Source organism: Citromicrobium bathyomarinum (genome assembly GCF_038594485.1).
GTDB classification, from domain to species: Bacteria; Pseudomonadota; Alphaproteobacteria; order Sphingomonadales; family Sphingomonadaceae; genus Alteriqipengyuania; species Alteriqipengyuania bathyomarina_A.
Genome location: NZ_JBCFZG010000006.1, coordinates 197,650 through 223,702 on the forward strand (window position 1 = coordinate 197,650; position 26,053 = coordinate 223,702).

Genomic DNA, 26,053 nt, shown 5'->3' on the forward strand with positions numbered 1-26,053 from the left:
TGGCGGCACACGCGATGGTGTGGGCGTATAGCTCAGTGGTAGAGCACTATGTTGACATCGTAGGGGTCGCAAGTTCAATCCTTGCTACGCCCACCATCGCCTGAAACTGCAAGAGGCGTCGCACTGCGGCGCCTTTTTCATTTCCAGCAGCCGCCTTGCACAGCACCGGCCAACTGCTAAAGCCGCGCCAGATTTCACCCCCATTTTGAAACACGCGGTACCGACAGGACGAATGATGGCAAAAATTCAGGTCAAGAACCCGGTCGTCGAACTCGACGGCGACGAAATGACGAAAATCATCTGGCAGTGGATTCGCGAGAGGCTGATCCTGCCCTACCTCGATATCGACCTTAAATATTACGACCTGTCGATCGAGAAGCGCGACGAGACCGACGACCAGATCACGGTCGATGCGGCCAACGCGATCAAGCAGTACGGCGTCGGCGTAAAGTGCGCGACGATCACACCCGACGAAGCGCGCGTCGAGGAATTCAGCCTCAAGAAGATGTGGGTTTCGCCCAACGGCACGATCCGCAACATCCTTGGCGGCGTAGTCTTCCGCGAACCGATCGTGATCGACAACGTGCCGCGCCTCGTGCCCGGCTGGACCGACCCGATCGTGGTCGGCCGTCACGCCTTCGGCGACCAGTACCGCGCGAAGGACACGCTGATCCCCGGCAAGGGCAAGCTGCGCCTCGTCTTCGAAGGCGAAGATGGCGAGAACATCGACATCGACGTGTTCGAATTCCCCAGCCCCGGCGTCGCGATGGCGATGTACAACCTGGACGATTCGATTCGCGACTTCGCGCGCGCCAGCTTCCAGTACGGGCTCGATCGCAAGTGGCCGGTGTACCTGAGCACCAAGAACACCATCCTCAAGAAGTATGATGGCCGCTTCAAGGACCTGTTCCAGGAAGTGTTCGACGCCGAATTCGCCGCCGACTTCAAGGCCGCCGGGATCACCTACGAACATCGCCTGATCGACGACATGGTCGCCGCCGCGCTCAAGTGGAGCGGCAAGTTCGTGTGGGCCTGCAAGAACTACGATGGCGACGTGCAGTCCGACATCGTGGCGCAGGGCTTCGGCTCGCTCGGCCTGATGACCTCCGTGCTGATGACGCCCGACGGCAAGACCGTGGAAGCTGAAGCCGCTCACGGCACAGTGACGCGTCACTATCGCCAGCACCAGGAAGGCAAGGCGACCTCGACCAACCCCATCGCGAGCATCTTCGCCTGGACTCGCGGCCTGATGTACCGCGGCAAGTTCGACGAGACGCCCGAAGTGGTGAAGTTCGCCGAAACGCTCGAAAAGGTCTGCATTCAGACGGTCGAAAACGGTCAGATGACCAAGGATCTCGCGCTGCTGATCGGCCCCGGCCAAAGCTGGCTGACCACCGAGCAGTTCTTCGAGGCGATCGTGACCAACCTCGAAACCGAAATGAAGAAGCAGGGCCTGGCCCCCGCGTAATCTCGAACAGAGATTTCATCACCAGGTTTGCCCCGGCGCCTCAACCGTAGGCGTCGGGGCTTTCTATATGCGGGCGGTCGATCCCGAGGCCAATGATCCTGGCGGGCAGGCGTTGCAGCGGACCGACGCGATCTATCAGGCGCACTGGCAGCGGGGCGCGCTCGATCGGCGTGTAGCGTTCGAGGATCGGCCGGATAAAGCGATCCTGCGCAAACTTCTGCATCATCTGCGTGTAGTGGACCGACCGGGCGCGAAGTTGCTGCACGCGCGGCAGCAGGGCGTCGGGGTTCTCTCCCCGCGCGAGCGGCGCTGCCAGCACGTTTGCCGCAACCACCGCGTCCTGCACCGCGACGTTGATCCCCACCCCGCCAATCGGGCTCATCGCGTGCGCCGCATCGCCGATCGCGAGTAATCCCGCGCGCGACCAGCGGGTCAGCCGATCGAGCGATACGCTCAGTAGTTTGAGATCATCAATATCGGTTAGCTGGTCGATCACACCGTCCAGTTCGGGCACCAGCCCGCGCAAGCGATCGCGAAACGCCGCAATCCCTTGCTGGCGGATCTCATCGCCTGCGCCCTTGGGGATGACGAAGGCGCATTGCAGGTAAGTCCGCCGATTGATCAGCACGAGAAACCGCCCTGCGGCGAGCGAGCCGAAGCTCTCGGGCCCGAGCTCGGGCGGTCGTTCGAGCCTGAACCACAGGACATCCATCGGCGCGCCGATGTTCCTGAGCGGCAATGCAGCCTCTTCGCGCATGATCGAGCGGCGGCCATCGGCAGCGATTACCAGCCGCGCTGGCAGCACCTCGCCATCGCCGGTCTCAACCGAAGCGATCCGCCCGTCGACGTCGGTGTGCGCGGCAACCGCCTCGGTCCCCATGCGCAATTCGAAACCGGGATACTGCTTCGCCTTGCCCGCGAGAAAGTCGAGCAGGTCCCACTGCGGCATCATCGCGATGAAGGGTGCGGGCACCGGCAAGTGCCGGAAATCGGCAATATCGCGCTGCTGGCCCGCGACCCTCAGCCCGATTCGTTCGACTTTGCTGTGCTCGATCGCCAGCAACTCGTCGAGCCAGCCGAGCTGGTGGAACAGGTCGAGCGTCGAGGGATGCACGGTGTCGCCGCGAAAATCGCTGAAGAAGTCCTCGTGCTTCTCCAGCACGGTGACCTTGACGCCGGCACGCGCGAGCAACATGCCAGCAAACATTCCGGCGGGGCCTCCACCCACGATAATTACCGACAATTCGGGATTGTGCGGCACCTTCGAGGCCTTTCCTTGTTCAGGCACTAGTGCCCATCGAACGTAAATCTACAGGAGACGATCCGATCGCCACCACCGCAAAGACCAAGGCGCGACTCGAAGTCCGTCAGGCCAAGCTGAAAGACGTGCCCGAGATCGCCGAGCTAGTCCGTCGCGCATACGCCGATCTGCCGCCATATACCCTGGGTGAGATTCGCGGGCAGCTGAACAATTACCGCGAGGGATGCTTCGTCGCCAAGCTCGACGGCGTGATCGTCGGCTATTGCGCATCGATGCGCCTGAAGGCCAGCGTCGCCATGTCCGACCACTCTTGGGACGAGGTGACCGGCAACGGGTTCGGCAGTCGGCACGATCCGACCGGCGATTGGCTCTATGGGTACGAGATGTGCGTCGACCCCAAGGTGCGCGGCACCCGGATCGGGCGTCGCCTGTACGAGGAGCGGCGGGCGCTGGCAGAGCGGCTCGACCTTGCAGGCATCGTTTTTGGCGGACGGATGCCCAATCTGGCCAACGCGATGCGCCGCAAGCGCAACCGCGCGGAAGGTCCCGAGGATTATCTCGAGAAGGTCGTCGACAACAAGATCCACGACCCCGTGCTGCGTTTCCAGCTGGCCAACGGGTTCGAACCGCAGGGCATCCTCCAAAACTACCTGCCCGAAGACAAGCGTTCAAAGGCGTTTGCGGTGCGGATGGTCTGGCGTAACCCGTATGTCGACGCAGACGCGCCGCGCAAGCACCGCCTGCCGCGCGATGTCGAAAGCGTGCGCATCGCGACATGCCAGCTGCAGGCGCGCGCGGTTTCCGGCTTCGATGAGTTCATGCGCCACATCGAGTATTTCGTCGACGTTGCGGCGGACTACGAAAGCGATTTCATCCTCTTCCCCGAGCTGTTCACGCTGATGCTGCTGAGCGCGGAGGAAAAGGAGCTGAGCCCGATGGAAGCGATCGAGGCGCTGAGCGACTATACCCCGAAGATCCGCCAGAAGCTTTCCGAGCTGGCGCTGAGCTACAACATCAACATCATCGGCGGATCGCATCCGACGCGGATGGACGACGGCGACATCCACAACGTCGCCTATGTCTGCCTGCGCGACGGATCGATCCACGCACAGGAGAAAATCCACCCGACGCCCAACGAAGCCTACTGGTGGAACATCAAGGGAGGCGACAGCATCGATGCAATCCCGACGGACTGCGGCCCGATCGGCGTGCTGATCTGCTACGACAGCGAATTCCCCGAGCTTGCCCGCCGGCTGGTCGACGAAGGCGCGCGGATCATCTTCGTGCCCTTCTGCACCGACAGCCGCCAGGGCTACATGCGCGTGCGCTATTGCGCGCAGGCCCGTGCGATCGAAAACCAGTGCTTCACCGTGCTATCGGGCAATGTTGGCAACCTGCCCAATGTCGCGAACATGGACATCCAGTATGCGCAGAGTTGCATCCTGACGCCATGCGACTTCCCCTTCGCGCGCGACGGCATCGCCGCCGAAGCGAGCGAGAATGTCGAAACGCTGACGATCAGCGACGTGAATCTGGCGGACCTCAGCTGGGCACGTGCCGAGGGCACGGTCCGCAATCTCGCCGATCGCCGCTTCGATCTGTACCAGATCGAGTGGGACAAGCGCGTGGGACAGGTCTCCCCGCGGATAGGCGAGGCCGAAAGCGAGGCAGCCGGTCAGGACAGCAAGCCGATGGGGCCGCACACACCCGGCGGCGGCTGATCGCCACTGCGATCAGTTGCGGTTCTGCGCGATATAATTGAGTTCGGACTGCGCGACCTCGCTGTCAGGCTCGAATTCGAGGCTTTCGTGGAACGCGGCTTCCGCCTCGTCCCACTTGCCTTGCTCGATCAGTACCCAGCCTTGGCCGCGCAGTGCCAATGCCGTCCAATGCGGCTGATCGCTTTCATCGGCCAACCCCGCGCATCCTTGCGCGGACCGGTAGGCTTCCAGCCCGCCTGCGAGATCGCCGGCATGGGATCGGGCGAAACCAAGCTCGTTCAAGTAGTGCGAGTTCATCGGATCGTTGACGAGAACCCTTTCGATAGCCTGCGCAGCGGCAGCGTAGGTCCCCTCCTCTGCAAGCTGGTAGGCGAGTAGGAACCGCGCGTCGCAATAGCTATCGGTCACGGCGATGGCCTTGTGTTTCTGGCTGGCTGCCAGCGCCATGTAGGTGATCGTCGCGGTCGGTGACGAGGCGCAATACACGTCGACACCGTCTTCGAAACTGTCCTCAAAAGCGGTGACGGCGGAGGAGATGATGTCCTGCGCCTTGCCGACATCGCCCGCGCGACGCGCGCCCAACGCATCGTGCAGCGCCTCATCCATCGCCTCCCCAGCGTCCTGTGCCGATGCGGGCGATCCAACAGCGCAGACTGCCAAGCCTGCGCCCACAAACCAAGCCAAACCCCTCATGTCCATCCCCCCCTGTCTATCCGCCAAAGCTACCAAGATCGAACCCACCGGCAAGCATAACGTCAGGCCGGGTGACTTTTCGCGAAACCCCGCATAGGTCACTCACATGGCGGGTGAACTCGAACCGACGACTGCGATATCGGACGCACTGGTAATTCTGGGCGCGGCGGGGATCGTGATTCCGCTGTTCGCACGCTTTCGCATCACCCCCGTCATCGGGTTCCTGCTGGTGGGAATCCTCGTCGGCCCTTACGGGCTCGGCGCGCTGACCGACGAGGCCAAATGGCTGACGGCGGTGACGATATCAGAGCCGGGCTCGCTCGATATCTTCGCAGAGTTCGGCATCATCCTGCTGCTGTTCACCATCGGATTGGAGCTGAGCTTCAATCGCCTGTGGCAGATGCGCAGGCTGGTGTTCGGCCTGGGCGCGATGGAATTGCTGATCATCGGCAGCTCGATCGCGCTGGTGCTGGCTATGATGGGGCAATACTGGACTGGCGCAATGGCGCTGGGCCTCGCGCTCGCGCTGTCCTCCACTGCGATTGTGCTCCCGATATCGGGCACAGCGTCACCCGTGGGCAAGGCCGCGCTGTCGATGCTGCTGTTCGAAGACATCGCCATCGTGCCGATCATCTTCATGCTCGGCGCGCTCGCCCCATATGCGCAGGCCGACGGGCTGACAGGCATCTGGACCACGTTGTGGCAAGGCGCAGCGGTCATTGGCGTTTTGCTCATCGCCGGGCGTTATGTCCTCCCCGCCCTGTTCGCGCAGGCCGCGCGTACGAAAAGCCCGGAGGTTTTCCTGGCCGCCACGCTGGTTGTGGTGATCGGCGCCAGCCTCGCGACCGGGATGACCGGCCTCTCCCCCATCGTGGGCGCATTGATCGCCGGACTGCTGATCGCGGAAACCGACTTCCACGGCGAAGTCGAGGCGATTATCGAGCCGTTCAAGGGCCTCGCGCTGGGGATATTCCTGATCACCATCGGGATGAGTATCGACCTGCAGGCACTGGCCGACAATCTCGGCACGATCCTTACCGCAGTGGTGCTTGTTCTGGTATTCAAGGCGCTGGTGACAGGGCTCCTGCTGCGAATGATGGGCGCACGGCGCAACACCGCGACCGAGACGGGCATCCTTATGGCGAGCCCTTCGGAGACCACGCTGATCGTCCTCTCCGCAGCGAGCTCTGCGATGCTCATCCAGCCTGGCACCACGCAGTTCTGGCAGATCGTGACGGCAATCGGACTCACCGTCACACCGCTGCTGGCTTTGGTCGGGCGCGCGGTCGCGCGCAGGGTCGACCCGGTGCCCGACCTCGTGCAAGACACCGACGCACCCGTCGGCCGGGTGATCGTGGTCGGCGGTGGACGCGTCGGCCGCCTCGTTTCGGACATGCTGACGGTGCATGGCAAGCCATACATCGCGATCGAATCGGATGCCGACCTCGTCCAGCAGGACAAGCGCGATGGCTACAACGTGCTGTTCGGCAACGCCGCGCGGCTCGAAACGCTGCGCGCGCTTCGGGTGGAGGATGCGTCGGCAATTGTCCTGACGATGGATGCGCCAGTCTTGGCCCAGCGGCTGGTGGCGCGGTTGCGCAAGGCCTACCCCGCTCTCCTGATCGTCAGTCGTGCACGCGATGCAAGCCACGCAGCGGCGCTGTATCAGGCGGGCGCCAGCCACGCCGTGCCGGAAACGCTGGAAAGCTCGCTGCAGCTATCGGAGGCAGTACTGGTCGATATCGGAGTAGCCATGGGCCCCGTGATCGCCTCTATCCATGAAAAGAGGGACGAGATGCGGATGCAGATCCAGACCGAGGGCGCACTGGAACACAAGCCAAAGTTGCGTACGAGCTCCGCCTCGTCGACCGCGCCCGCTACCGCGCCCGAGGCGTGATCAGGACCTTCTTCGTCTCCCAACCATTGGGAGAGAAAGGAGAATTTAAATGTCCGACCATGATCCGACCAAGCCGACGCCGAACGACGAGAAGTTCAAGCCGCAGAATGTGCAGGGCCAAGGCAAGCCCAAACCTTCTGCCCGGCGCGACTCATCCAGCCCGGCAGACACCGGCGGCGAAGGGATTAGTCGCGGGAGCGAACCCGATACGCGTCGCGCCGGCAGCGGAGCACGCTGAGCCCTCGTCCAGTATGCGTTAGGCGCTGACGGCCTCTGACAGGGCATTGCGAACCGCGTCGAGCGCGGCATCTGCCTTGCTCGCGTCGGGGCCCCCGCCCTGCGCCATGTCCGGTCGGCCACCGCCGCCCTTCCCGCCCAACGCGGCCACACCTGCACGAACAAGGTCGACCGCGCTGAACCGTCCGGTCAGATCGTCGGTCACCGCGACCGCAAACGCTGCCTTGCCATCGTTGGTGGCACAGATTGCCGCCACCCCCGAACCGAGACGCGTCTTCGCTTCGTCGAGCAATGGGCGCAACTCTTTGGGATCGAGACCATCAATGACCTGACCCGAGAAAGCAACGTTGCCGACCGTCTCGGTCTCCGCGGTCGTCTCACCGGTTCCACCACCCAAAGCGAGTTGCTTCTTCGCCGCAGCAAGATCCTTTTCGAGCCTTTTGCGTTCTTCTAGAAGCGCATCGATGCGCGCGTTCACTTCCTCTGGATTGGTCTTCAGCGCCGCGGCAGCCTGTTTAAGCCCGTCCTCTCGCGCCACCAGCCATTGCCGCGCAGCCTCCCCCGTGAGTGCTTCGATGCGGCGCACACCTGAGCTGACCGCACCTTCGGATATGATTCGGAAAAGCTGAATATCGCCAGTCGCATCGACATGCGTGCCACCACACAGCTCGACCGAGAAATTGCGGCCTCCATCGCCCTGACGCCCCATCGAGAGCACCCGTACCTCGTCGCCGTACTTCTCGCCGAAGAGCGCCAGCGCTCCCGCTTCGACCGCATCGTCGGGTGACATCAGCCTGGTAGAAACCGGTTCGTTCCCACGAATTTCGGCGTTCACTTCGGCTTCGATGGCAGCAATGTCGCCCTCGCTCAGCGCGGATTGATGCGAGAAGTCGAACCGCAAGCGGTCTTCGGCAACCAGCGACCCTTTCTGTGTCACATGCTCGCCCAGTCGATTGCGCAACGCCGTGTGGAGGAGGTGGGTTGCGGAATGATTGGCGCGAATGCGATCGCGACGCTCCGCATCGATGGTGAGCCGCACTTCGTCGCCCACATGCACTTCGCCAGCATCGACTTTACCATAATGAGCGTGCAACCGCCCCAGCGGCTTGCCCGTATCGCGGACCGTGATCCGCAGCCCTTCGTGGGTCGAGATCGTGCCGCTGTCGCCGGTTTGCCCGCCGCTTTCACCGTAGAAAGGGGTTTGGTTTGTCAGGACGGTTACATCCTCACCAGCAGAAGCAGACTCCACCTCCGCCCCATCCTTGAGTATCGCGACAACCCGGCCTTCGCCCTGCGTCGCGCTGTAACCCGTGAACTCGGTGGCTCCTTCGCGTTCGGCTATGGTGAACCAGACTTCGCCGTCTGCGGCCTCGCCGCTGCCTTTCCAGGCAGCCCGCGCAGCCGCACGCTGTCGCGCCATTGCGGTATCGAACCCCTCGCGGTCAACCGAGATGCCCTGCGCGCGCAACGCGTCCTCGGTCAGGTCGTAAGGGAAGCCATACGTGTCGTAGAGTTTGAACGCGACTTCGCCATCGAGCACGTCGCCACCGCTCATGTCGCCCGTCGCATCATCGAGCAGTCGCAGACCTTTTTCCAGCGTTTCGCGGAATCGTGTTTCCTCGCGCTGCAAGGTCTCTTCGATCAGCGACTGGCCTCGGACCAGTTCGGGATAGGCCTGCCCCATTTCGCCGACCAGCGTCGGGACGAGCCGATGCATCAGCGGAGTTTTGGCACCCAGGATGTGTGCGTGGCGCATTGCCCTTCGCATGATGCGACGGAGCACGTATCCGCGCCCTTCATTGGATGGCAAAACGCCATCTGCGATCAGGAAGCCGGTCGCGCGCAGGTGATCGGCAATTACACGATGGCTCGCTATCGTGGCATTGGTCGCCTGTTCGTGAAGCTGCGCTTCGGCGGCTTCGATCAACGTCTTGAACGTATCGGTGTCGTAGTTGTTATGGACGCCCTGGAGGACGGCCGCGATCCGCTCGAGCCCCATGCCGGTATCGATATTCTGGTTCGGCAGGTCCCCGATGATCTCACCGCCGCGCTGTTCGTGCTGCATAAACACGAGGTTCCAGATTTCCACGAACCGATCGCCGTCCTCGTCGGGCGATCCCGGGGGGCCGCCTGCGATGTGGTCTCCGTGATCCCAGAAGATTTCCGAACACGGTCCGCACGGGCCATCGTCCCCCATGGCCCAGAAGTTATCCTTCGTCGCGATGCGGATGATGCGATCTTCGGGAAGACCTGCGATCTTCTTCCACAGATCGAATGCCTCGTCATCGGTATGATAGACGGTGGCGGTCAGACGATCCGGATCGAGGCCGAACTCCTTCGTGAGCAGGGTCCAGGCATGTTCGATTGCCTGTTCCTTGAAATAGTCGCCGAACGAAAAGTTGCCAAGCATCTCGAAGAAGGTGTGATGCCGTGCCGTATAGCCGACATTGTCGAGATCGTTGTGCTTGCCGCCAGCACGCACGCATTTCTGGGCGCTTACAGCACGCGGGGCGGGTGGCGTTTCCAAGCCGGTAAACACGTTCTTGAACGGCACCATCCCGGCGTTCACGAACATCAGGCTGGGATCGTTGTGGGGAACCAGCGGTGCGGAGGCGACGCGGGTGTGGCCCCGTGCTTCGAAGAATTCGAGAAAGGTCCGGCGAATATCATTGGTGCTCGTCATACGAGCGTGAGTTAGGCAAGAACCTGCGGGCGGACAAGCTTTCGAAGTACATACGGCGACGTCCTGCGCAGATAACCGAAAAGCCGGCCGCCAGACCTTCTCGAAAGAAGGCATGCGATCCGGCTTTCCGGGTTCCCGGGCGCGCCACGCGCCCGCTTGAGAAAAGGCGATCAGTCCTCCGCGTCAGGTCCGACCATCATCTCCTCGGCGACGTCGTCGGTCCTGCCGCGGATCGCAGCCTCCAACTTGTCGCAAATCTCCGGGTTTTCCTTGAGAAAAGTCTTCGCGTTCTCGCGGCCCTGGCCGATCCGGGTGCTGTCGTAGGAGAACCACGAGCCCGACTTCTCGACGATCCCTGCCTTCACGCCGAGATCGAGAATCTCGCCGATCTTGGAGATGCCTTCGCCATACATAATGTCGAACTCGACCTGTTTGAACGGCGGCGCGACCTTGTTCTTCACCACCTTGACCCGGGTCGAGTTGCCGATGATCTCGTCGCGATCCTTGATCTGCCCGGTCCGGCGGATGTCGAGACGGACCGAAGCGTAGAACTTGAGAGCGTTGCCGCCGGTCGTCGTCTCCGGATTGCCGTACATCACACCGATCTTCATCCGCAGCTGGTTGATGAAAATGACCATGCACTTGGAACGGTTGATCGACCCGGTGAGCTTGCGCAGTGATTGGGACATCAGGCGCGCCTGAAGGCCGACGTGGCTATCGCCCATCTCGCCTTCAATTTCGGCGCGCGGGACCAGCGCGGCCACCGAGTCGACCACCAGCACGTCGATCGCGTTCGAGCGGACCAGCGTGTCGGTAATTTCCAGCGCCTGCTCACCCGTATCGGGCTGCGAGACGATCAGTTCGTCGATATCGACGCCCAGCTTCTTGGCGTAGACCGGGTCGAGCGCGTGTTCGGCGTCGACGAAGGCGGCGGTACCGCCGGCCTTCTGCGCTTCCGCGATCACATGCAGCGCCAGCGTCGTCTTGCCCGAGCTTTCAGGCCCGTAAACTTCGATCACTCGCCCCTTGGGCAGGCCGCCGATGCCGAGCGCGATGTCGAGACCGAGCGAGCCGGTCGAAATCGATTCGACGTTCATCGCCTCCTTCGAGCCAAGCTTCATCGCCGAGCCTTTTCCGAAAGCACGATCGATCTGTGCGAGCGCGGCGTCGAGCGCCTTTTGACGGTCCACGTTGGTTTCCTTGTCGTTTACAAGCTTCAATTTGGCAGCCATCGCACGCTCTCCTCCAAGTGCCTAGGGGCGGTCTCGCCTTTTCGACATAAGCCGCATGTACCCGTTACGTTCCACAAGAACAAGGGGGGAACGAAAAATATCTCGGAGCTGGCCTGAAATGCAAAGGGCGCGCCTTGCGACGCGCCCTCCACTGCGTTCCCCAGTCGGGTCACACCTAGTTGCGAGAAGGGAAGATGCCATACAGCGCGACGCACCAATTCATCGCAAGGTAGGGCATGCGGTTCTCATGCGGCTGACTGCCGCCAGTCAAATCTGTCTGCACCGTCCCATTGGCCATAGCGTCGGTCGGAGTGGCGTTGGTATAAATGTTGGCGGTCACCGTTCGGGCCAAGACAGTGCCATTTGGTGAAGCCTTATCGGCCTGGATGCCACTGACGGCGACGACATGCCCACTGTGGTTATGCGCAGGCATCTGGGGTGTCACAAGCGTCACGGTTTCAGCCCCGCCAACTTCACCCAGAGTATAATTTGTGAGCCCCCCACCGCGGCCATCGTGGATCGGCGTCCGGCCGCGAAGATCAGGAAGCGCGAATGTCGTTTGCCCGTTCCCGCCATAGGTCGTCCCATACAGGGAAAAAAGTGCCGCATTTTGCGAGATCGCAATGAGCTGCCCGTCAGCACGAGCCCAGTTTCGCGGGCACCAGTCGTAGCCGAAAAGGGCCAATTGCCCGATGAACGGTTCGGACTGAGCACTGAGCGGTGCAGTAGGCAAACCGGCAGCAAGCGCCACGGCGGCGCTCAAAGTGGCAAATTTGGCTTTCTTCATTTCGTCATCCCCCAAACAGGTTCGGTGCGACCCTAGCCGTTCTCTGCTGGCTCATCAGATGATCAGATGAAAAGCAGACCCCCGCCATCTGGATGAATTACGCATAATTAAGGCAAAAGGAAATATGCGAACGCCCCTAAGTATCGGTTCCGTTTCCACGCATGACCGAACCGACCTTTTGGGAGATCTGCTCCACGCTAAACGGCTTCGCGATGAAGTGCATATTGTCGATATCGATTTCGCTCCGCAGCGTTTCTTCGGCGTAGCCCGACATGAACAGGATCGGGAGACTGGGCCGCAACTTCCGGATCGCGCGCGCCATCGCGGGCCCATCCATGCCCGGCATCACCACGTCGGAGACGATCAGATCGAACTCGCCGCCATTGGCGATTTCGGCAAGTCCATCTTCACCATCGGGCCGGGCTGTCACCGTAAAGCCAGCCCGCTCCAGCGCGCGCACTGCGACCGCGCGGACCATGTCCTCGTCTTCCACCAGCAGCACGCGGCCTCCACTCGACCACGCGCGGGCGGGCTCGTCGGTATCCCCGCGCCGGTCTTCGCCCGCAACGGACCCGTGGTGAACGGGCAGGTAGATCGCGAAAAGTGCGCCCGCACCCAGCCCGTCGGCCGGTGGGACATTCTGCGCGTGGATATGGCCACCCGACTGGCGGATAATACCGTAGACGGTCGACAGGCCCAGGCCGGTGCCCTTGCCCAATTCCTTGGTCGTGAAGAACGGATCGAAGATCTTGCTGATAACCGCAGGCGGAATACCCCCGCCCGTGTCGCGCACGATCAGGGCGGTGTATTCGCCCGGCGGCATATCGGTCGCCCCATGTGCACGCGGGTCCTTCACTGACACCTTTCGGGTCGACATCACCAGCGTGCCGGTGCCATCGCCTTGAGCCGCAATCGCATCGCGCGCATTGACCGCAAGATTGACGATCACCTGTTCGAGCTGTCCGGGATCGGCGCGCACCGGCCCCAGATCGCGATCATGTCGGACCCGGAATTCGATCTTCTCACCCAGAAGGCGTTTGAGCAGCTGGCTGACCTCCGAAACCACATCGGGCAGCTGAACGACTTCGGGCCGCAACGTCTGCTGGCGGCTGAATGCGAGCAGCTGCCGCGTCAGGCTGGCTGCACGGTTGGAGTTCGCCCGGATCTGCTGAATATCATCGTAATCGCTGTCGCCCGGCATGTGGCGCAGCAACATCAGGTCGCAATAGCCGATGATCGCAGTGAGCACGTTGTTGAAGTCGTGCGCGACCCCACCCGCCAGCTGGCCGATCGCCTGCATCTTGGTCGCCTGCGCCATCTGGCGCTTCAGCTCGGTCTCTTCCTTCGAATCGGCCAATGTCAGCAGAACGGCAGGTTCGCCCAGACCGCGCATACTCGCCAAGCCGAGCGACACGGGTTCCTCGGGCGCGGACGCGAGCCGCACGGCAACGTCGCCGCTGGCCACGCCGCCCTTGCCGTACCGCCGCACCGCATCGGAAATCGCGCTCTTGTCCTCGCGCACCACAAGATCGGACGGGAATGTCGGCAACCCGACATCGGTGCGACCGCAGGCACGAAGGAACGACGGGTTCGCGAATAGGAAGCGCCCGTCACGGTCGGTCATCGCGAGACCCAGTGGCAGCGCCTCTATCAGGGTTTCGAGTTTGGGCGTAGTATCGCCGCCGCTATTGTCCGCGAGCGCGGCGTGCGCTTCCACCAGCAGCATCAATGATGGAGCGTCCTGCGGATTGGCGACCAATGCATCGTCGAGATCGTTCAGAGATACATGGATCAGCTGAAAGGCTTCGCCTTCCCGGCCCGAACGTGCGAAGAAGATTCTCTCCCGCTCGTCCAGCCGAAGGTAGTCGGCAAATTCACGCCCCGCGAGTGTCGCGGTGGGATCGCCGCTCGCACGTTCGGCGAAGTCGGGTGACGAGGCACGCACCGTGCCTTCGGGCGAAACGACCGCCGCGATCACTCCTGCGCGTCCGAGCATCCGCCCGAGCGGCCCTGCGACCAGCTGACCGATATCCGTGGCAAGATCTTCGCTGGATTCGGGCCGGAAACGCCAGACCAGATGATCCTCGCCGCGCCCCGCCCGCTGCGCCTCGACCTCCCAGCGCACGTCATCCTTGCCAAGCGACAGGTGCGAGGCATGTGCCCTGCCCTCGCGCCAAGCTTCTCGCGCCGTCTTGAGCAGCATCTCCGACGCATCTTCCTCGCTCAGCGCAAGATTGGGCGGTGCCTTCTCGATCCCGAACCGCGCCGAAAACGCCGCGCTCGCGCAGACCAGCCGGTTGGCGCGGTCGGTAATCGCGATAAGGACGCCGGGCTGATCGATCGCCGCCAGCGTCACGCTCCAGTCGGGTGGAGCCAGCGCATCGGCCTTCGCCGTGCCCGCCTTGTTGCGCAGCACGATCAGCAGCGCCATCAGCGTTGCCAACCCGCCGGCATAGGCGGCGGTCAGGATTGGCAGCTCGCTAAGCAGCCATACCGCGGTAATGCTGACGATCAGGGCGAGCAGAAGGACCACCCACCCCAGCGGCGTGGCTTTTTCGACCGGTTCGCCGGCCAGGCTCACAGGCCCTCGTCCTCACCCATCGCGTCGAGCGCCGCCTTCTGGCGCGCGACCTGCCCCCGCACGAGGCGCCGCCGCCTGCGCCGACCCATCGCGATTCGCCATACCCACTTGGTGATGAAGTAGCCGACCGGGGGGAATAGTGCGGCGAACAGCATGAAGCCGAGAACGGTCGCGCCCGCCGCTTCGAACAGTCCGGCGAAGGACAGCAGGCTGTCGTTACGCAGCAGGACGTCGCCCGTATCGGGAGCAATCGTCAGAACCTTGTGTCCTACGCGGTTGGCCGCCCACAGCCAGAACGGCAGAGTCAGGGGGTTGGTCACAAGCGTCACTGCGCTCGCGATCGGCACATTCGCACGCACGGTGAACGCGAGAACCAGCGCGAGGAAGATCTGGCCGAAGGGAATCACGAAACCCGCAAACAGACCCAGCGCGACGCCGCGCGGGACATTGCGGCGCGTGAAACGCCATAATTCGGGGCTGAGGAAACGGTGCGCGATCGGCTTGAGGATGCGACTTTCGGCCAGGGATTCGCGGTCTGTGTACCGGCGCAGATACCCCCAAATTGCCGATCGGGCGCTCGGCTTCGGGAGGCTGTCTGAAGGTTGGCTCATAGGTCTCGTTCGATGATGGGATCGACCGACCCCAAGGGCAAGCCGCGCGTCTGCATTTTGCCCTGCGAAAGGCCAGTAGCATTATAGGCGGGACGGGGTGGCTGCTTCCTTAATCGTTCACCGCACACCGCATAAATCAATCTGGCCTAATCAGCCTCTCTCGCGCAGGATGCGGGCCTTGTCGCGCTGCCAGTCGCGATCCTTGATGTAGTCGCGCTTGTCCTTCGTCTGGCGTCCTTTGGCGAGTGCCAATTCGACCTTCGCCCGACCCTGTCCGTTGAAATACACCGATAGCGGTACCAGCGTCATGCCCTTGCGCTCGACCGCGCCGAGAAGTTTCTCGATCTCGCGTGCGTGCAGCAGCAGCTTGCGGGGCCGCTTGGGCTCGTGATTGAAGCGGTTGCCGTGGCTGAATTCGGGGATGTTGGCGTTGATCAGCCATGCCTGCCCGTCGCGAACCTCGGCGTAGGATTCAGCGATAGCCGCCTCGCCCACTCTCAGCGACTTCACCTCGGTTCCCTGCAACGCGATCCCTGCCTCGAACTTTTCCTCGACCTCGTAGTCGAAGCGCGCGCGCCGGTTCTCGGCGACGACTTTGCGCTTGTCGAAGGTCGGGGGCTTGGGGCGTGGCATAAGGCTGCGCGATGTAGGCGGGCGCGGGTCAAAGGGAAAGGGGGTGCGGCATTTCAGACGCCGTCCAATCGGTTCGCCGGGGTCGAACCGGCCCTGCCCGAAGTGCATCCGGGGAGGAAAACAACTGGACTGCGGAACGCCGACCCCGCATGAATAACAGCTAACGAAATCAAGGGGGGACTTCGTGAAAACCGTATTCAGCGCAATTCTTTGCCTAGGACTTTCCAGCGTAGCTCTGGCCACATCGCCTGCTGTCGCGCAGACCGCCAAACAGGCTCCGCCGCCGCTCGAAGCGTATGGCGAATTGCCCGACATCGAGGACGTATCGCTGTCGCCCAACGGCCGCATCGCATTGCTGGGCAAGGTCAACGGCAAGCGCATGGTCCTGATGCTGGACGAAAACCGCAAGCCGATGAACTACGCCCTCGTCGGCGACATCAAGGTCCGCTCGATCGGCTGGGCCGGGGAAGACATCGTGATCGTTCAGCGGACCGATACCCAGGAACTGGGTGACAGGTTCATCGCCGACCAGGCCGAGTTCAGCAACTCGATGCTCGTGCCGGTCGACTCTTCGAAACCGGTGAGCACCGTCTTCGCCGACAATCGCGATATTCTGAACGCGAACTACGGCAGTTACGGCCAGCGCCTGATCGACGCACGCTGGTACGGCTATTATGCCGGCCTGCCGATGAAACGCGCGCAGAGCGGGAATTCCTACTACGACGGCGATCCTATCGCGCTCTACCGGGTGGACCTCGCAAAGAACAAGGCAGAGCGGATAGCCAGCGGCGCGACAAATCGCGGCAACCGGGATTGGGAAATCCAGGCCGATGGAAGCATCGGGGCCTACCTCGATTACTTCCGGCAGGACCATCGCTGGGTCTTGCGCAACGGCAGCGACAAGCAGCTGGCGACGGACTACACCTCTGACGACGGATGGGCTTCTCTTGCCGGATTCACGCGCGACGGTACGGGTGTGGTCGTGGCCATCACCGACGACGACAACGACGTCGAGTGGTTCTCCGTACCGCTCCAGGGAGGCTCGACAACCAAACTGTTCGACGATGTCGATGGCACAGTCGATACCGTCTACACAGACCGGTATTCGCGCCGAATGATCGGATATGCGCTCGAGGATGCCCCCGACGAGCCGATCTTCTTCGATGAGGAGCGTCAGGACGCGGTGCGGAAAGTCATCCAGGGTTTCGATGCCCAAAACGGCAAGATCGTGGGCTGGACCCCGGATCGCACCAAGATGCTGGTCACTACGAACGGCAATTTCGACAGCGGCACATGGCTGATGGTCGATACCACCGCGGGATCGACTTTCCAGATCGGCCTTGAGCGGCCCGCTATCTCTCCCGGCTTGGTCGGCCCGATATCGACCTTCACCTACACCGCCGGCGACGGGCTGGAGATCGATGCGATCCTGACCCTGCCCCCCGGCCGCGAAGCCAAGGACCTGCCGCTGGTGATGCTGCCGCATGGGGGGCCGCAAGCGCACGACGAAGAGGGCTTCGACTGGTGGGCACAAGCTTTCGCCTCGCGCGGATACGCGGTGCTCCAACCCAATTTCCGTGGCTCGACGGACAAGGATCAGGCCTTCGTCGACAAAGGCAACGGCGAATGGGGCAAGAAGATGCAGACCGATCTTTCGGACGGCATCGACGCTCTTGCCGAAAAGGGCATCGTCGATCCGTCGCGCGCCTGCATCGTCGGCGCCAGCTATGGTGGATACGCTGCAATGGCGGGCATTACCTTGCAGAAGGACGTCTACCGTTGTGCCGTTGCAGTTGCCGGGGTGAGTGACCTGAAAAGGATGGTCAGCCGGGAATACAACGAGGGCGGAAGCCGGTCGTTGCGCGACTTCCGCGAAGAAACGATCGGCCCGCGCAGCGAAATGGATTCGATTTCGCCAGCCAAGCTTGCCGATCAGGCGAGCGCACCGATCCTGCTGATTCACGGGAAGGACGATACGGTCGTCCCGTATGAACAGAGCACGATCATGGCCGACAAGCTGAAAGATGCCGGCAAGCCCTACGAACTGGTCACTTTGGAAGGAGAGGACCACTGGCTGTCGCTTTCGAGCACGCGATTGAAGATGCTCGCTGAAGCGGTTCGCTTCGTCGAGAAATACAATCCGGCCGACTGATCCAGGAAAAAGGGTGGCGCAGGTGTCGCGCCACCCGTTCCGAGAGGCTGCGATCGCCCAGGAAGGGAACCCAAGAGGCTTGTCTTCCCTCGCGCATTCGTCAAAGCTTGTCGGATAACGGCATTCGGGGGGAGCCATGCCGCACACTATCGAAATCCGGTCGCTGTTCGCGGCATTGCTGCTCGCTTTCTCTTTCGGTCAGCTACATGCGCAGGAGCCCCTGCTTCTTTCCGTCTACGGCGACCTGCCCAATGTAGAAGACGCCGCGATTTCGACCGGCGGAGCGAACATCGCCATTCTGACGCGGATCAAGGGAGAACGACAATTGGTCGTCCTCGACCAGAACAGGGCGATCGTCGACAGGTGGGGAGTGGGCGATGCCAAGGTCCGCTATTTCGATTGGATCGGCGACGATCGCCTGCTGCTGGTAACCAGCCAGACGCAGGATGTGTGGGGCTTCACCACTGACAAGATCGAACTTTCCAGCGCGCAGATCATCCCGATCCGCGGAGATCGTAAGGTCGAGACGGTCTTCGCGAACGATGGCAAGCTGGTTCAGGCGGTTTTCGGGAATTACGGTACGCGCAAGATCGACGGCCGATGGCAGGCTTTTTTCGGCGCTATCGTACTCAAACGCGATTTCAACAATGACTACAGATTCGACCACGGTCGCCCCTACCTGTATTCGTACGACCTGGGCACCGGCAAGTCGCAGATGGTCTCCCGGGCACCCCCTGAAGACATCGCTCGCGATTGGCTGGTCGATGCCACCGGTGGGGTCGCTGCCACATTCGACATGAACCGCGATTCTGGGCGCTGGGTGCTGCGTGGGCCAGATGGCGACAAGATTGCCGATGGGCAGGATCAGGCCGGCCGCGCGGGCCTTATCGGGCTCGGTTACGACGGTAGATCGGTCATCTACTCCGAACGGGATGCCGAAGGGAACTCGCTGTGGTTCGAAGTCCCGCTCGCCGGGGGCGCTGTAACCCCGCTCCTTCAGGATGCCGATGTCGACCGGCTCTATTTCGACGAGACGACGGGCAATCTGCTTGGCTATCTCGACGCCAACAAGGGGCCTGTCTTTGCAGATCCCGCGCGGCAGGCGGCGGCCAGCAAGATCCGCCGGGCCTTTTCCAAGCTCGACATGCGGATGATCGACTGGACGCCGCAGATGGACAAGGTCCTCGTCCGCACGAGCGGCAACGGCGACAGCGGCTCGTACTATGTCGTCGATCTGCACTCGATGCGCGCGGAAGGCTTCGGATGGGAACGACTGGCGATCGAGCCCGACATGGTGGGGCCGATTACGACCTTTGCATATACGGCGGTCGACGGGCTCGAGATGGATGGCATCCTGACGCTGCCTCCGGGTCGCGAAGCAAAAGACCTCCCGGTTATCATGCTACCGCACGGCGGACCCCACGCATCCGATCGCGAGCAATTCGACTGGTGGGCGCAGGCCTTCGCGTCTCGCGGCTACGCCGTGTTCCAGCCAAACTTTCGCGGCTCGACCAACCGCGACGATGCGTTCAAGCTGGCCGGATACGGCGAGTGGGGCCGCAAGATGCAGACCGACATATCGGACGGTCTGGCGGCGCTGGCAGATGCGGGCATCGTCGATCCGCGGCGCGCCTGTATCGTCGGCGCGAGCTACGGCGGGTATGCCGCGCTCGCCGGTGTGACGCTGCAACAGGGGCTCTATCGCTGCGCAGTGGCGGTTGCTCCGGTGAGCGACCTCAAGGCGATGTACAACGAGGATTATCGCGAGTCCGGCGATCGCCGCATCACCAAGGAAGCCCTGTTGCAACAGCTGGGACCGCGCGACCAGTGGGACGATGTCTCTCCACGACGCAATGCCGATCGCGCAGATGCTCCGATCCTGCTAATCCACGGGCGCGAAGATACCGTGGTGCCTTATTCGCATTCGACCCAGATGGCGGATAAGCTCAAGGACAACGGCAAACCCTACGAGCTTGTATCTCTGGATGGCGAGGATCACTGGTTGTCGCTGTCGGCCACCCGGCAGCAGATGCTCGAGGCCACGATGCGCTTCGTCCAGACTCATAATCCTGCGGATTAGTCGGCGTCGGGGGGCAGACACGCTTGTCGCGCCCCCCTTCCCGGCCAATAGACAGTCTGGTGGACGATACCGAACCTTTCGCAATTCACGACCGGAGCATTGCGCCGGGTACGTCGGAAATTCTCACTATCCCCGTCAGCCAGCAGGTCACCGGGCTCGACGCGTCGCTCGCGCTGAAAGTGCTGCACGGCGCGAAGCCCGGCCCGGCGGTCTTCGTCAGCGCGGCAATCCACGGGGACGAGATCGTCGGTACGGCAATCATCCAGCGACTGCTCGACCATCTAATGCCAGAGGAGATTGCGGGCACGGTGATCCTGGCACCCGCAGTCAATATCTACGGCTTCGCCTCGCATAGCCGCTACCTCCCCGACCGGCGCGATCTCAATCGCAGCTTCCCCGGTTACGAGCACGGCAGCCTCGCCGCGCAACTGGCGCATTGTTTCCTCGTCAATGTGATCGACCGCTGCACGCTGGGGATCGACCTGCACACCGCGGCGGTTCACCGCTACAACCTGCCGCAGATCAGGATCGCCTCGGGCAGCGCGCACCTGACCGAGCTGGCGATGGCCTTCGCCCCGCCGATCATCATCGAGAGCCCCCTGCGCCCCGGATCGATGCGCGCGCTCGCCGAAGATCGCGACACGCCGATGCTGTTGCTGGAAGCGGGCGAGGCGCTGCGTTTCGACCGCTATTCGATCAAGGTCGGCGTAGCGGGCGTACTGCGCGTGCTGGCGCATATCGGGATGATCGAGCAGCATGGCAATGCGCACGAGACCGAGGTGCCGGTTCGCGCCAACCGATCGAGCTGGGTTCGCGCCCCGCGCGGCGGCGTGACGCGGCGCGTGCGCAAATCGGGCGACATCGTGAAGAAGGGCAGCCTGCTGGCGGTGGTCGGCGGGTTGTTCGGGGAGGACGGGCTGGAACTGGTCAACCCGTTCGACGGAGTCATCATCGGCCACGCGACACTGCCCGTGGTCAACCAGGGCGACGCGCTGTTCCATATCGCGGAGGTCGAGACGATGGACGCCGTGGGCAAAGACGCCCGCAGCATCGCCGATGCCATGGCCGTCAGCCAGCCACCCCATCCGCCGACCACGCTGCTGGACGAGGATGAGGTGCTTTAGGAGGTTTCCGCAAGCCCATCATCCGATGTAGGCCACGATCACACCAGCCCCGCATGCTCCAGCGCCTCGTCGACCGCGCGGCGGGCGTGGTCGGAGCAGGCGACAAGCGGCAGGCGGACCTCGTCGGTCATCCAGCTTTGCGTGCGGCTGAGCGCATATTTCACCGGCGCGGGACTCGAATCCTCGAACATCGCGTAGTGGAGCGGATAAAGGCGGTCGTTCAGTTCGCGCGCGCGGACGAGGTCGTTATCCGCACAGGCCTGCTGGAACTCAGCACATAGCTTGGGCGCCACATTGGCGGTGACCGAGATGCAGCCCGATCCCCCCGCCGCGTTGAACGGCAGCGCCAGTTCGTCATTGCCCGAAAGCTGGCAGAAATCTCGGGAGATACCCATGCGGTGGTCGGCCACGCGCGACAAATCCTCGCTCGCGTCCTTGATCGCCACGATCACCTCGGGGAATTTCTCCGCCAGTTCGCACACCGTTTCCGGCAGGATATCGGTCACCGTGCGGCCGGGCACGTTGTAGAGCACGATCGGCAGATCGCCGTGCTCGGCCAGATGGCTGAAATGCGCGATCAGGCCCGCCTGGCTCGGCTTGTTGTAATAGGGCGCGACGCACAGTCCGGCGGTCACCCCCGCCTTCTTGGCGAACTTGAGGTGCAGCAGCGCGTTGTTGGTGTCGTTGCTGCCGCAACCCGCGATGATCGGCACGCGGCCCGCCGCCTGCTCGACGCACATCTCGATCACCCGGTGGTGTTCGGCGTTGGAAAGCGTGGAGGCCTCGCCCGTCGTCCCGCACGGTACCAGCGCGGCACTGCCCTGCTCGATCTGCCAGTCGACCAGCGTGCGAAACGCCGCCTCGTCGACCTTGCCGTCCCGAAATGGGGTGACGAGCGCCGGGATTGAGCCTGAGAACATTTGAGCCGCTCTTTCGTTGATACTATACAGGGGAGCGAAAACGGGGTGTCAGCTGCCCCATCCCGCCCGATTTGTTCAGTGCCTGATAAGGAGCCAGTGGCCATAATGTCCAGCATGACCCGACTTCCCTTTCTGGCCATCGCGCTCGTTTCCACCACCTCTATTACCCCGCCCGCCTTCGCCCAGGACGCGGCGAGCTGGGATCGCGCGCGGGCTGACCTGATCGCAACCGCACCGACCCAGATGGCGCAGGTGATCGCCCGGTGGGAATATCTGCTCGAGCAGCGCGACCTACCCTTCACCGAATATGCAAGCTTTCTGCTGGCCTATCCCGATTTCCCGCAGGCTGACAGGCTTCGTGAACGGGCCGAGAATGCCCTCGACGAAAGCTTCGCCAGCCCAGAGAATCTGGTCGCATATTTCGATGCGCTGCCGCCGGTGACCAATGCGGGCAAGGCGCGTTACGCGCTGGCTCTATCGTCGGTCTCGCGGCCCGAGGCTGCCGCTATCGCCCGCGAAGCTTGGCGCGGGGGGAAGATGAGCTCGACCAGCGAACCCTATCTGGTGTCGCTGTTCGGTTCGCAATTCACGCAGGCCGACGAAGACGCGCGGATGAATGCGCTGCTGTGGCAGAGCGCGACGGAGGCTGCGCAAAGGCAGATCACCCGCGTTTCGCCCGACAAGCGCGACATGTTCACCATCCGGCTCGCCATGATTCAGGGCTATGACCCGGCGAGCGCGGGCGTGACCATCCCCGCCGACGCCCATCAGGATGCGGGCTACGTCTACAATCTCGCGAAGTATTACCGCGAGAACCGGCAGCTGCCGCAGGCGATTGCGCTCCTTGCCAATAGGCCCGCTTTCGAGCGCCCCGCTTTCGACCCCGAGGATTTCGTCGGCGAGGCGCTGCGCGTGGCGCGCGGTGCAGGCTCCGACCCTTCGGCGCAGATCGCGGCCAAGGTCGACGATCTGTTCGCGCCAGGCACCGATATCAGCCAGGAAGCGTATCGCCTGCGCGACGATTACACATCGCTGATGTGGCTGGGCGGTACGAATGCGTACTGGAACCTCGGCCAGCCGGGACGCGCAGCACCGCTGTTCTATCGCTATGGCGCAGCAGCACAGACCCCGCAGACCCGCTCCAAGGGGTTCTACTGGGCAGGTCTTGCTTCCGAACGTGCAGGCGACCGCAGCGAAGCAAACCGCTATTACGAGATGGCGGCGAGCTACCCCGACCGTTTCTACGGCCAGCTGGCGCTCGCCAAGCTGGGCCGCGACGTTCCGCAGCTCGGCGGCAACAGCGTCGCGCTGCCGACCGCACAGCAACGCGCCGAGTTCGAGAACTCGACCTTGACCAAGGCCGTGCGCGAGGTCGCTCGCGACGCGCCATGGCGTACCGGCATCCAGTTCTATCAGGCGATTTCCGAGCGTGCCGATACGCCGGAGGAACACGCGCTTGTCGCCGAGCTGGCGCGCGATACCGGGCGCCGCGACCTCGCGGTCAACGTCGCCGAGGCGGCTGCGGCGGACGGTCTGCGGGGCTTCGTCTTGCAGGGTTTCCCCACGGTCACGCCGCCCCCGGGCGCAAACTGGACCATGGTCCATGCGATTTCGCGGCAGGAAAGCCAGTTCGCCGCCAACGCGAAGAGCCATGCGGGCGCGCGCGGGCTAATGCAGCTGATGCCGGGCACCGCGCGAGAGCAGGCGGGCAAGCTGGGCATGAGTTACAACTCGAGCGACCTGATCGACAATCCGAGCTATAACATGCAGCTCGGCGATGCGTACTTCGCCCGCATGATGAGCTACTACAACGGGTCATATCCGCTCGCCATCGCGGCGTACAATGCGGGACCGGGCAACGTGAACAAGTGGCTGCGCGCCAATGGCGATCCGCGCGAAGGCGGGATCGACTGGGTCACGTGGATCGAGCGTATCCCGATCTACGAGACCAAGAACTACGTGCAGCGAGTGATCGAGAACGCAGCGGTTTACGAACAGCTCAATCCCAACCGTTCCGAATTCGGCCGCCCACGGATGGCGGGTGACTTCCTGCGCTAGGACGGGCTAGTCTGCCGGACATGGCTGGAGACAATCCCATCACGCCTGCGGGCTATTCCGCGATGAAGGCGCGTTACGACCATCTGCTCGGCACTGCACGGCCCGAGATCGTGGAAATCGTCAGCTGGGCGGCGGGCAATGGCGATCGTTCCGAAAACGGCGACTACCTCTATGGTCGCAAGAAGATGCGCGAGATCGATCGCGAACTGGCGTATCTCGCGAGGCGGATGAAAACCGCGCGAGTGATCGATCCGGCAGACCAGCCGAACCGGGGCCGCGTGTTCTTCGGCGCGACCGTCACCGTGGTCGACGAGGATGATCGCAAACGCGTGCTCACGCTGGTGGGCGACGACGAACAGGAGGCTGGCGAAGGCCGGATCGGTTGGTCGTCTCCGCTGGCGCGGGCACTGCGCGGCGCGGAAGTCGGCGACGTGCGTATGGTGAAGGGCCCTACTGGCCTTAGAGAATGGGAAGTGCTCGCCGTTTCCTACCCAGAGAATGCAGGCGCGGCAGCATGAGACGGTCGATTTTGGCGCTTGCGACGGTCGCCATGCTGGCAAGCCCCGCCCTCGCACGCTCCTCGCTTGGCATTTTCGACGATTGGGGCGCGTTTCGCGACCCGCGCTTGCCACGCTGCTATGCCATCTCGAAGGGCGAACGCAGCAAGGGTGCGCGCGAGTTCACGCCGTACGCAACCGTCGGCACGTGGCCCAAGCGCAAAATCCGCAATCAGGTTCACTTGCGGACATCGCGCCGCCTTGCCGCAGACCCGAAAGTGGTGTTGCGCGTTGGCGGCGACAGTTACAGCCTCATAGCGGGCGAGGCGGACGCATGGGCGGTCGACAAGCGGATGGATGCTGCGATCGTCGCGACCATGCGCGCGGGCTCCCGGATGACTGTCACCGCGACAGACCGCGGCGGCAATCGCTTCACCGACACCTACAGCCTGTCGGGGGTTGCGACGGCAATCGACGCCGCGACGATATCCTGCGCCAGGGACTGAGGTCGGGCACAGGCGGGCGACAGCTGCGGTTCGCGCAAAAGTAAAGGGGCGCGGCCCAGTAAGGACCACGCCCCTTCGCGTTGTGAGGTCAAGCTATCAGAAGCGCATGCCGAGACCGACGGTCACCTGATGGCGATCGGTATCGACATCGAAGCGGTCGCTGTCGGGCAGCGTGCCGTCGAAATCGACTTCGGCCCGCGAGTAGTTCGAATAACGATATTCGATGTTGGTGAACATGTTGCGGCCAAAGGCATATTCCAGCCCGCCACCGACGCGATAACCGTCGAGATCATAGTCGTCGTTGAACTCGGTGGTGCCATCGTTGCTGCGAACGTTGAGCTTGGCATTGGTGTAGCCGCCCTTGGCGTAGAACATCATGTTCTCGTTCGCCTTCACGCCGATACGCGCGCCGAGGTACAGGTCGCGGCCCGAGGAGACGTTGCCGTAGCCGAAGCCTTCGAAGTCGCCGTCCTTGTAGTCGGTCTTCGCGGTCGAGCCGGAGAATTCAGCTTCGGGACCAAGCACGACACTGCCGAGGTCGACGTCGTAGCCGACGGCGACACCGTAAAGCAGGCCGTCTGCGGTCTGGTCGTTATTGTCGTTGCCATCATCGTCCACCGAGGATCCGGCACGCAGGCTGTCGTAACCGGTCACGCCCTGGACGCGCAGTCCGGTGAAGGGCGAGTCGGCATCCTGAGCGAACGCGGGGGTGGCGAGCGCTGCAATCGAGCCGGTGGCGATCAATGCAATCATCTTATTCATGGGGGTACTTCCTTCTTATCCGAGTGCCGCCTGCGATGCGGCACGCAGGGAAGGAATGTCGGAAGGTCCCGCGAAGTTTCATGAACGTCACACAACAAGAAACTGTGGCATTAGGGTAACAATCTGTCGCCCAGCTGAGGGATTGATGCG

The 26,053-nt window shown here is 62.8% G+C and carries 20 protein-coding genes and 1 tRNA gene; 11 read left to right on the top strand and 10 right to left on the bottom strand.

From position 1 onward, the window contains the following. The first annotated feature begins 21 nt into the window (after positions 1-21). Both AAG591_RS12190 and AAG591_RS12195 read left to right on the top strand, forming a co-directional pair. Positions 22-96 (top strand) — tRNA-Val (locus tag AAG591_RS12190). 139 nt (positions 97-235) lie between these two features. Then, the gene (locus AAG591_RS12195; protein ID WP_342531670.1) at positions 236-1,468 is read left to right on the top strand and encodes an NADP-dependent isocitrate dehydrogenase; all 1,233 of its coding nucleotides are present in this window, start codon (positions 236-238) and stop codon (positions 1,466-1,468) included. A gap of 40 nt (positions 1,469-1,508) precedes the next feature. Here AAG591_RS12195 and AAG591_RS12200 read toward each other — a convergent pair whose 3' ends face one another. Continuing rightward, on the bottom strand, positions 1,509-2,756 hold the full coding sequence (locus AAG591_RS12200) for an FAD-dependent oxidoreductase (RefSeq protein ID WP_342531610.1): 1,248 nt from the start codon (positions 2,754-2,756) through the stop codon (positions 1,509-1,511). A 38-nt stretch (positions 2,757-2,794) separates the two neighbouring features. Here AAG591_RS12200 and AAG591_RS12205 point away from each other — a divergent pair, with 38 nt between their 5' ends. Continuing rightward, positions 2,795-4,450 carry a GNAT family N-acetyltransferase gene (locus AAG591_RS12205; RefSeq protein WP_342531671.1) on the top strand — a complete coding sequence of 552 codons (1,656 nt, stop codon included), beginning with the start codon at positions 2,795-2,797 and terminating at the stop codon, positions 4,448-4,450. 12 nt (positions 4,451-4,462) lie between these two features. Here AAG591_RS12205 and AAG591_RS12210 read toward each other — a convergent pair whose 3' ends face one another. After that, the gene (locus AAG591_RS12210; RefSeq protein WP_342531611.1) at positions 4,463-5,110 is read right to left on the bottom strand and encodes a tetratricopeptide repeat protein; all 648 of its coding nucleotides are present in this window, start codon (positions 5,108-5,110) and stop codon (positions 4,463-4,465) included. Between the two features lie 139 nt (positions 5,111-5,249). Here AAG591_RS12210 and AAG591_RS12215 point away from each other — a divergent pair, with 139 nt between their 5' ends. Both AAG591_RS12215 and AAG591_RS12220 read left to right on the top strand, forming a co-directional pair. Then, positions 5,250-7,040 carry a cation:proton antiporter domain-containing protein gene (locus tag AAG591_RS12215; RefSeq protein WP_342531612.1) on the top strand — a complete coding sequence of 597 codons (1,791 nt, stop codon included), beginning with the start codon at positions 5,250-5,252 and terminating at the stop codon, positions 7,038-7,040. Positions 7,041-7,089: 49 nt separating this feature from the next. Beyond that, positions 7,090-7,278 (top strand): hypothetical protein, encoded by a 189-nt coding sequence (locus tag AAG591_RS12220; protein ID WP_342531614.1) that lies wholly within the window; start codon positions 7,090-7,092, stop codon positions 7,276-7,278. 18 nt (positions 7,279-7,296) lie between these two features. On the opposite strand, the gene alaS is transcribed toward AAG591_RS12220, so the two are convergent. The 6 genes from alaS to smpB form a co-directional block, all read right to left on the bottom strand. Beyond that, positions 7,297-9,960 carry an alanine--tRNA ligase gene (alaS, locus tag AAG591_RS12225; RefSeq protein WP_342531616.1) on the bottom strand — a complete coding sequence of 888 codons (2,664 nt, stop codon included), beginning with the start codon at positions 9,958-9,960 and terminating at the stop codon, positions 7,297-7,299. Between the two features lie 170 nt (positions 9,961-10,130). Further along, entirely contained in the window at positions 10,131-11,192 is a 1,062-nt protein-coding gene (gene recA / locus AAG591_RS12230; RefSeq protein ID WP_342531618.1) for a recombinase RecA, read from the bottom strand. Between the two features lie 175 nt (positions 11,193-11,367). Continuing rightward, the gene (locus tag AAG591_RS12235) at positions 11,368-11,979 is read right to left on the bottom strand and encodes a phage tail protein (protein WP_342531619.1); all 612 of its coding nucleotides are present in this window, start codon (positions 11,977-11,979) and stop codon (positions 11,368-11,370) included. A gap of 136 nt (positions 11,980-12,115) precedes the next feature. Next, positions 12,116-14,560 carry a hybrid sensor histidine kinase/response regulator gene (locus AAG591_RS12240; RefSeq protein ID WP_342531620.1) on the bottom strand — a complete coding sequence of 815 codons (2,445 nt, stop codon included), beginning with the start codon at positions 14,558-14,560 and terminating at the stop codon, positions 12,116-12,118. Continuing rightward, positions 14,557-15,171 (bottom strand): DUF2062 domain-containing protein, encoded by a 615-nt coding sequence (locus AAG591_RS12245; RefSeq protein ID WP_342531621.1) that lies wholly within the window; start codon positions 15,169-15,171, stop codon positions 14,557-14,559. The genes AAG591_RS12240 and AAG591_RS12245 overlap by 4 nt, the downstream gene beginning before the upstream one ends. 150 nt (positions 15,172-15,321) lie before the next feature. Further along, positions 15,322-15,804 carry an SsrA-binding protein SmpB gene (smpB, locus tag AAG591_RS12250; RefSeq protein ID WP_342531622.1) on the bottom strand — a complete coding sequence of 161 codons (483 nt, stop codon included), beginning with the start codon at positions 15,802-15,804 and terminating at the stop codon, positions 15,322-15,324. 184 nt (positions 15,805-15,988) lie between these two features. On the opposite strand from smpB, the gene AAG591_RS12255 reads away from it, so the two are divergent. The 3 genes from AAG591_RS12255 (at position 15,989) to AAG591_RS12265 (ending at position 21,160) form a co-directional block, all read left to right on the top strand. Continuing rightward, a complete protein-coding gene (locus tag AAG591_RS12255) occupies positions 15,989-17,956 on the top strand; it encodes an alpha/beta hydrolase family protein (RefSeq protein WP_342531624.1) in 1,968 nt (655 codons plus the stop codon). 136 nt (positions 17,957-18,092) lie between these two features. Then, entirely contained in the window at positions 18,093-20,036 is a 1,944-nt protein-coding gene (locus AAG591_RS12260; protein ID WP_342531625.1) for an alpha/beta hydrolase family protein, read from the top strand. 59 nt (positions 20,037-20,095) lie between these two features. Then, entirely contained in the window at positions 20,096-21,160 is a 1,065-nt protein-coding gene (locus AAG591_RS12265) for a succinylglutamate desuccinylase/aspartoacylase family protein (protein ID WP_342531626.1), read from the top strand. A 38-nt stretch (positions 21,161-21,198) separates the two neighbouring features. Here the strand turns inward: AAG591_RS12265 and dapA are convergent, their stop codons facing one another. Further along, positions 21,199-22,080, bottom strand: coding sequence for a 4-hydroxy-tetrahydrodipicolinate synthase (gene dapA / locus AAG591_RS12270; RefSeq protein ID WP_342531627.1), 882 nt, complete (start codon positions 22,078-22,080; stop codon positions 21,199-21,201). Between the two features lie 105 nt (positions 22,081-22,185). Between dapA and AAG591_RS12275 the strand changes: the two genes are divergently transcribed. The 3 genes from AAG591_RS12275 to AAG591_RS12285 are packed head-to-tail and all read left to right on the top strand — an operon-like array spanning position 22,186 to position 25,141. Beyond that, positions 22,186-24,138 carry a lytic transglycosylase domain-containing protein gene (locus tag AAG591_RS12275; protein WP_342531628.1) on the top strand — a complete coding sequence of 651 codons (1,953 nt, stop codon included), beginning with the start codon at positions 22,186-22,188 and terminating at the stop codon, positions 24,136-24,138. A gap of 20 nt (positions 24,139-24,158) precedes the next feature. Then, the gene (locus tag AAG591_RS12280) at positions 24,159-24,656 is read left to right on the top strand and encodes a GreA/GreB family elongation factor (RefSeq protein ID WP_342531629.1); all 498 of its coding nucleotides are present in this window, start codon (positions 24,159-24,161) and stop codon (positions 24,654-24,656) included. After that, positions 24,653-25,141, top strand: coding sequence for an invasion associated locus B family protein (locus AAG591_RS12285; RefSeq protein ID WP_342531630.1), 489 nt, complete (start codon positions 24,653-24,655; stop codon positions 25,139-25,141). Before AAG591_RS12280 ends, AAG591_RS12285 begins: the two co-directional genes overlap by 4 nt. Before the next feature lie 96 nt (positions 25,142-25,237). Here the strand turns inward: AAG591_RS12285 and AAG591_RS12290 are convergent, their stop codons facing one another. Then, positions 25,238-25,903 carry an outer membrane protein gene (locus AAG591_RS12290; RefSeq protein WP_342531631.1) on the bottom strand — a complete coding sequence of 222 codons (666 nt, stop codon included), beginning with the start codon at positions 25,901-25,903 and terminating at the stop codon, positions 25,238-25,240. Positions 25,904-26,053 lie beyond the last annotated feature (150 nt).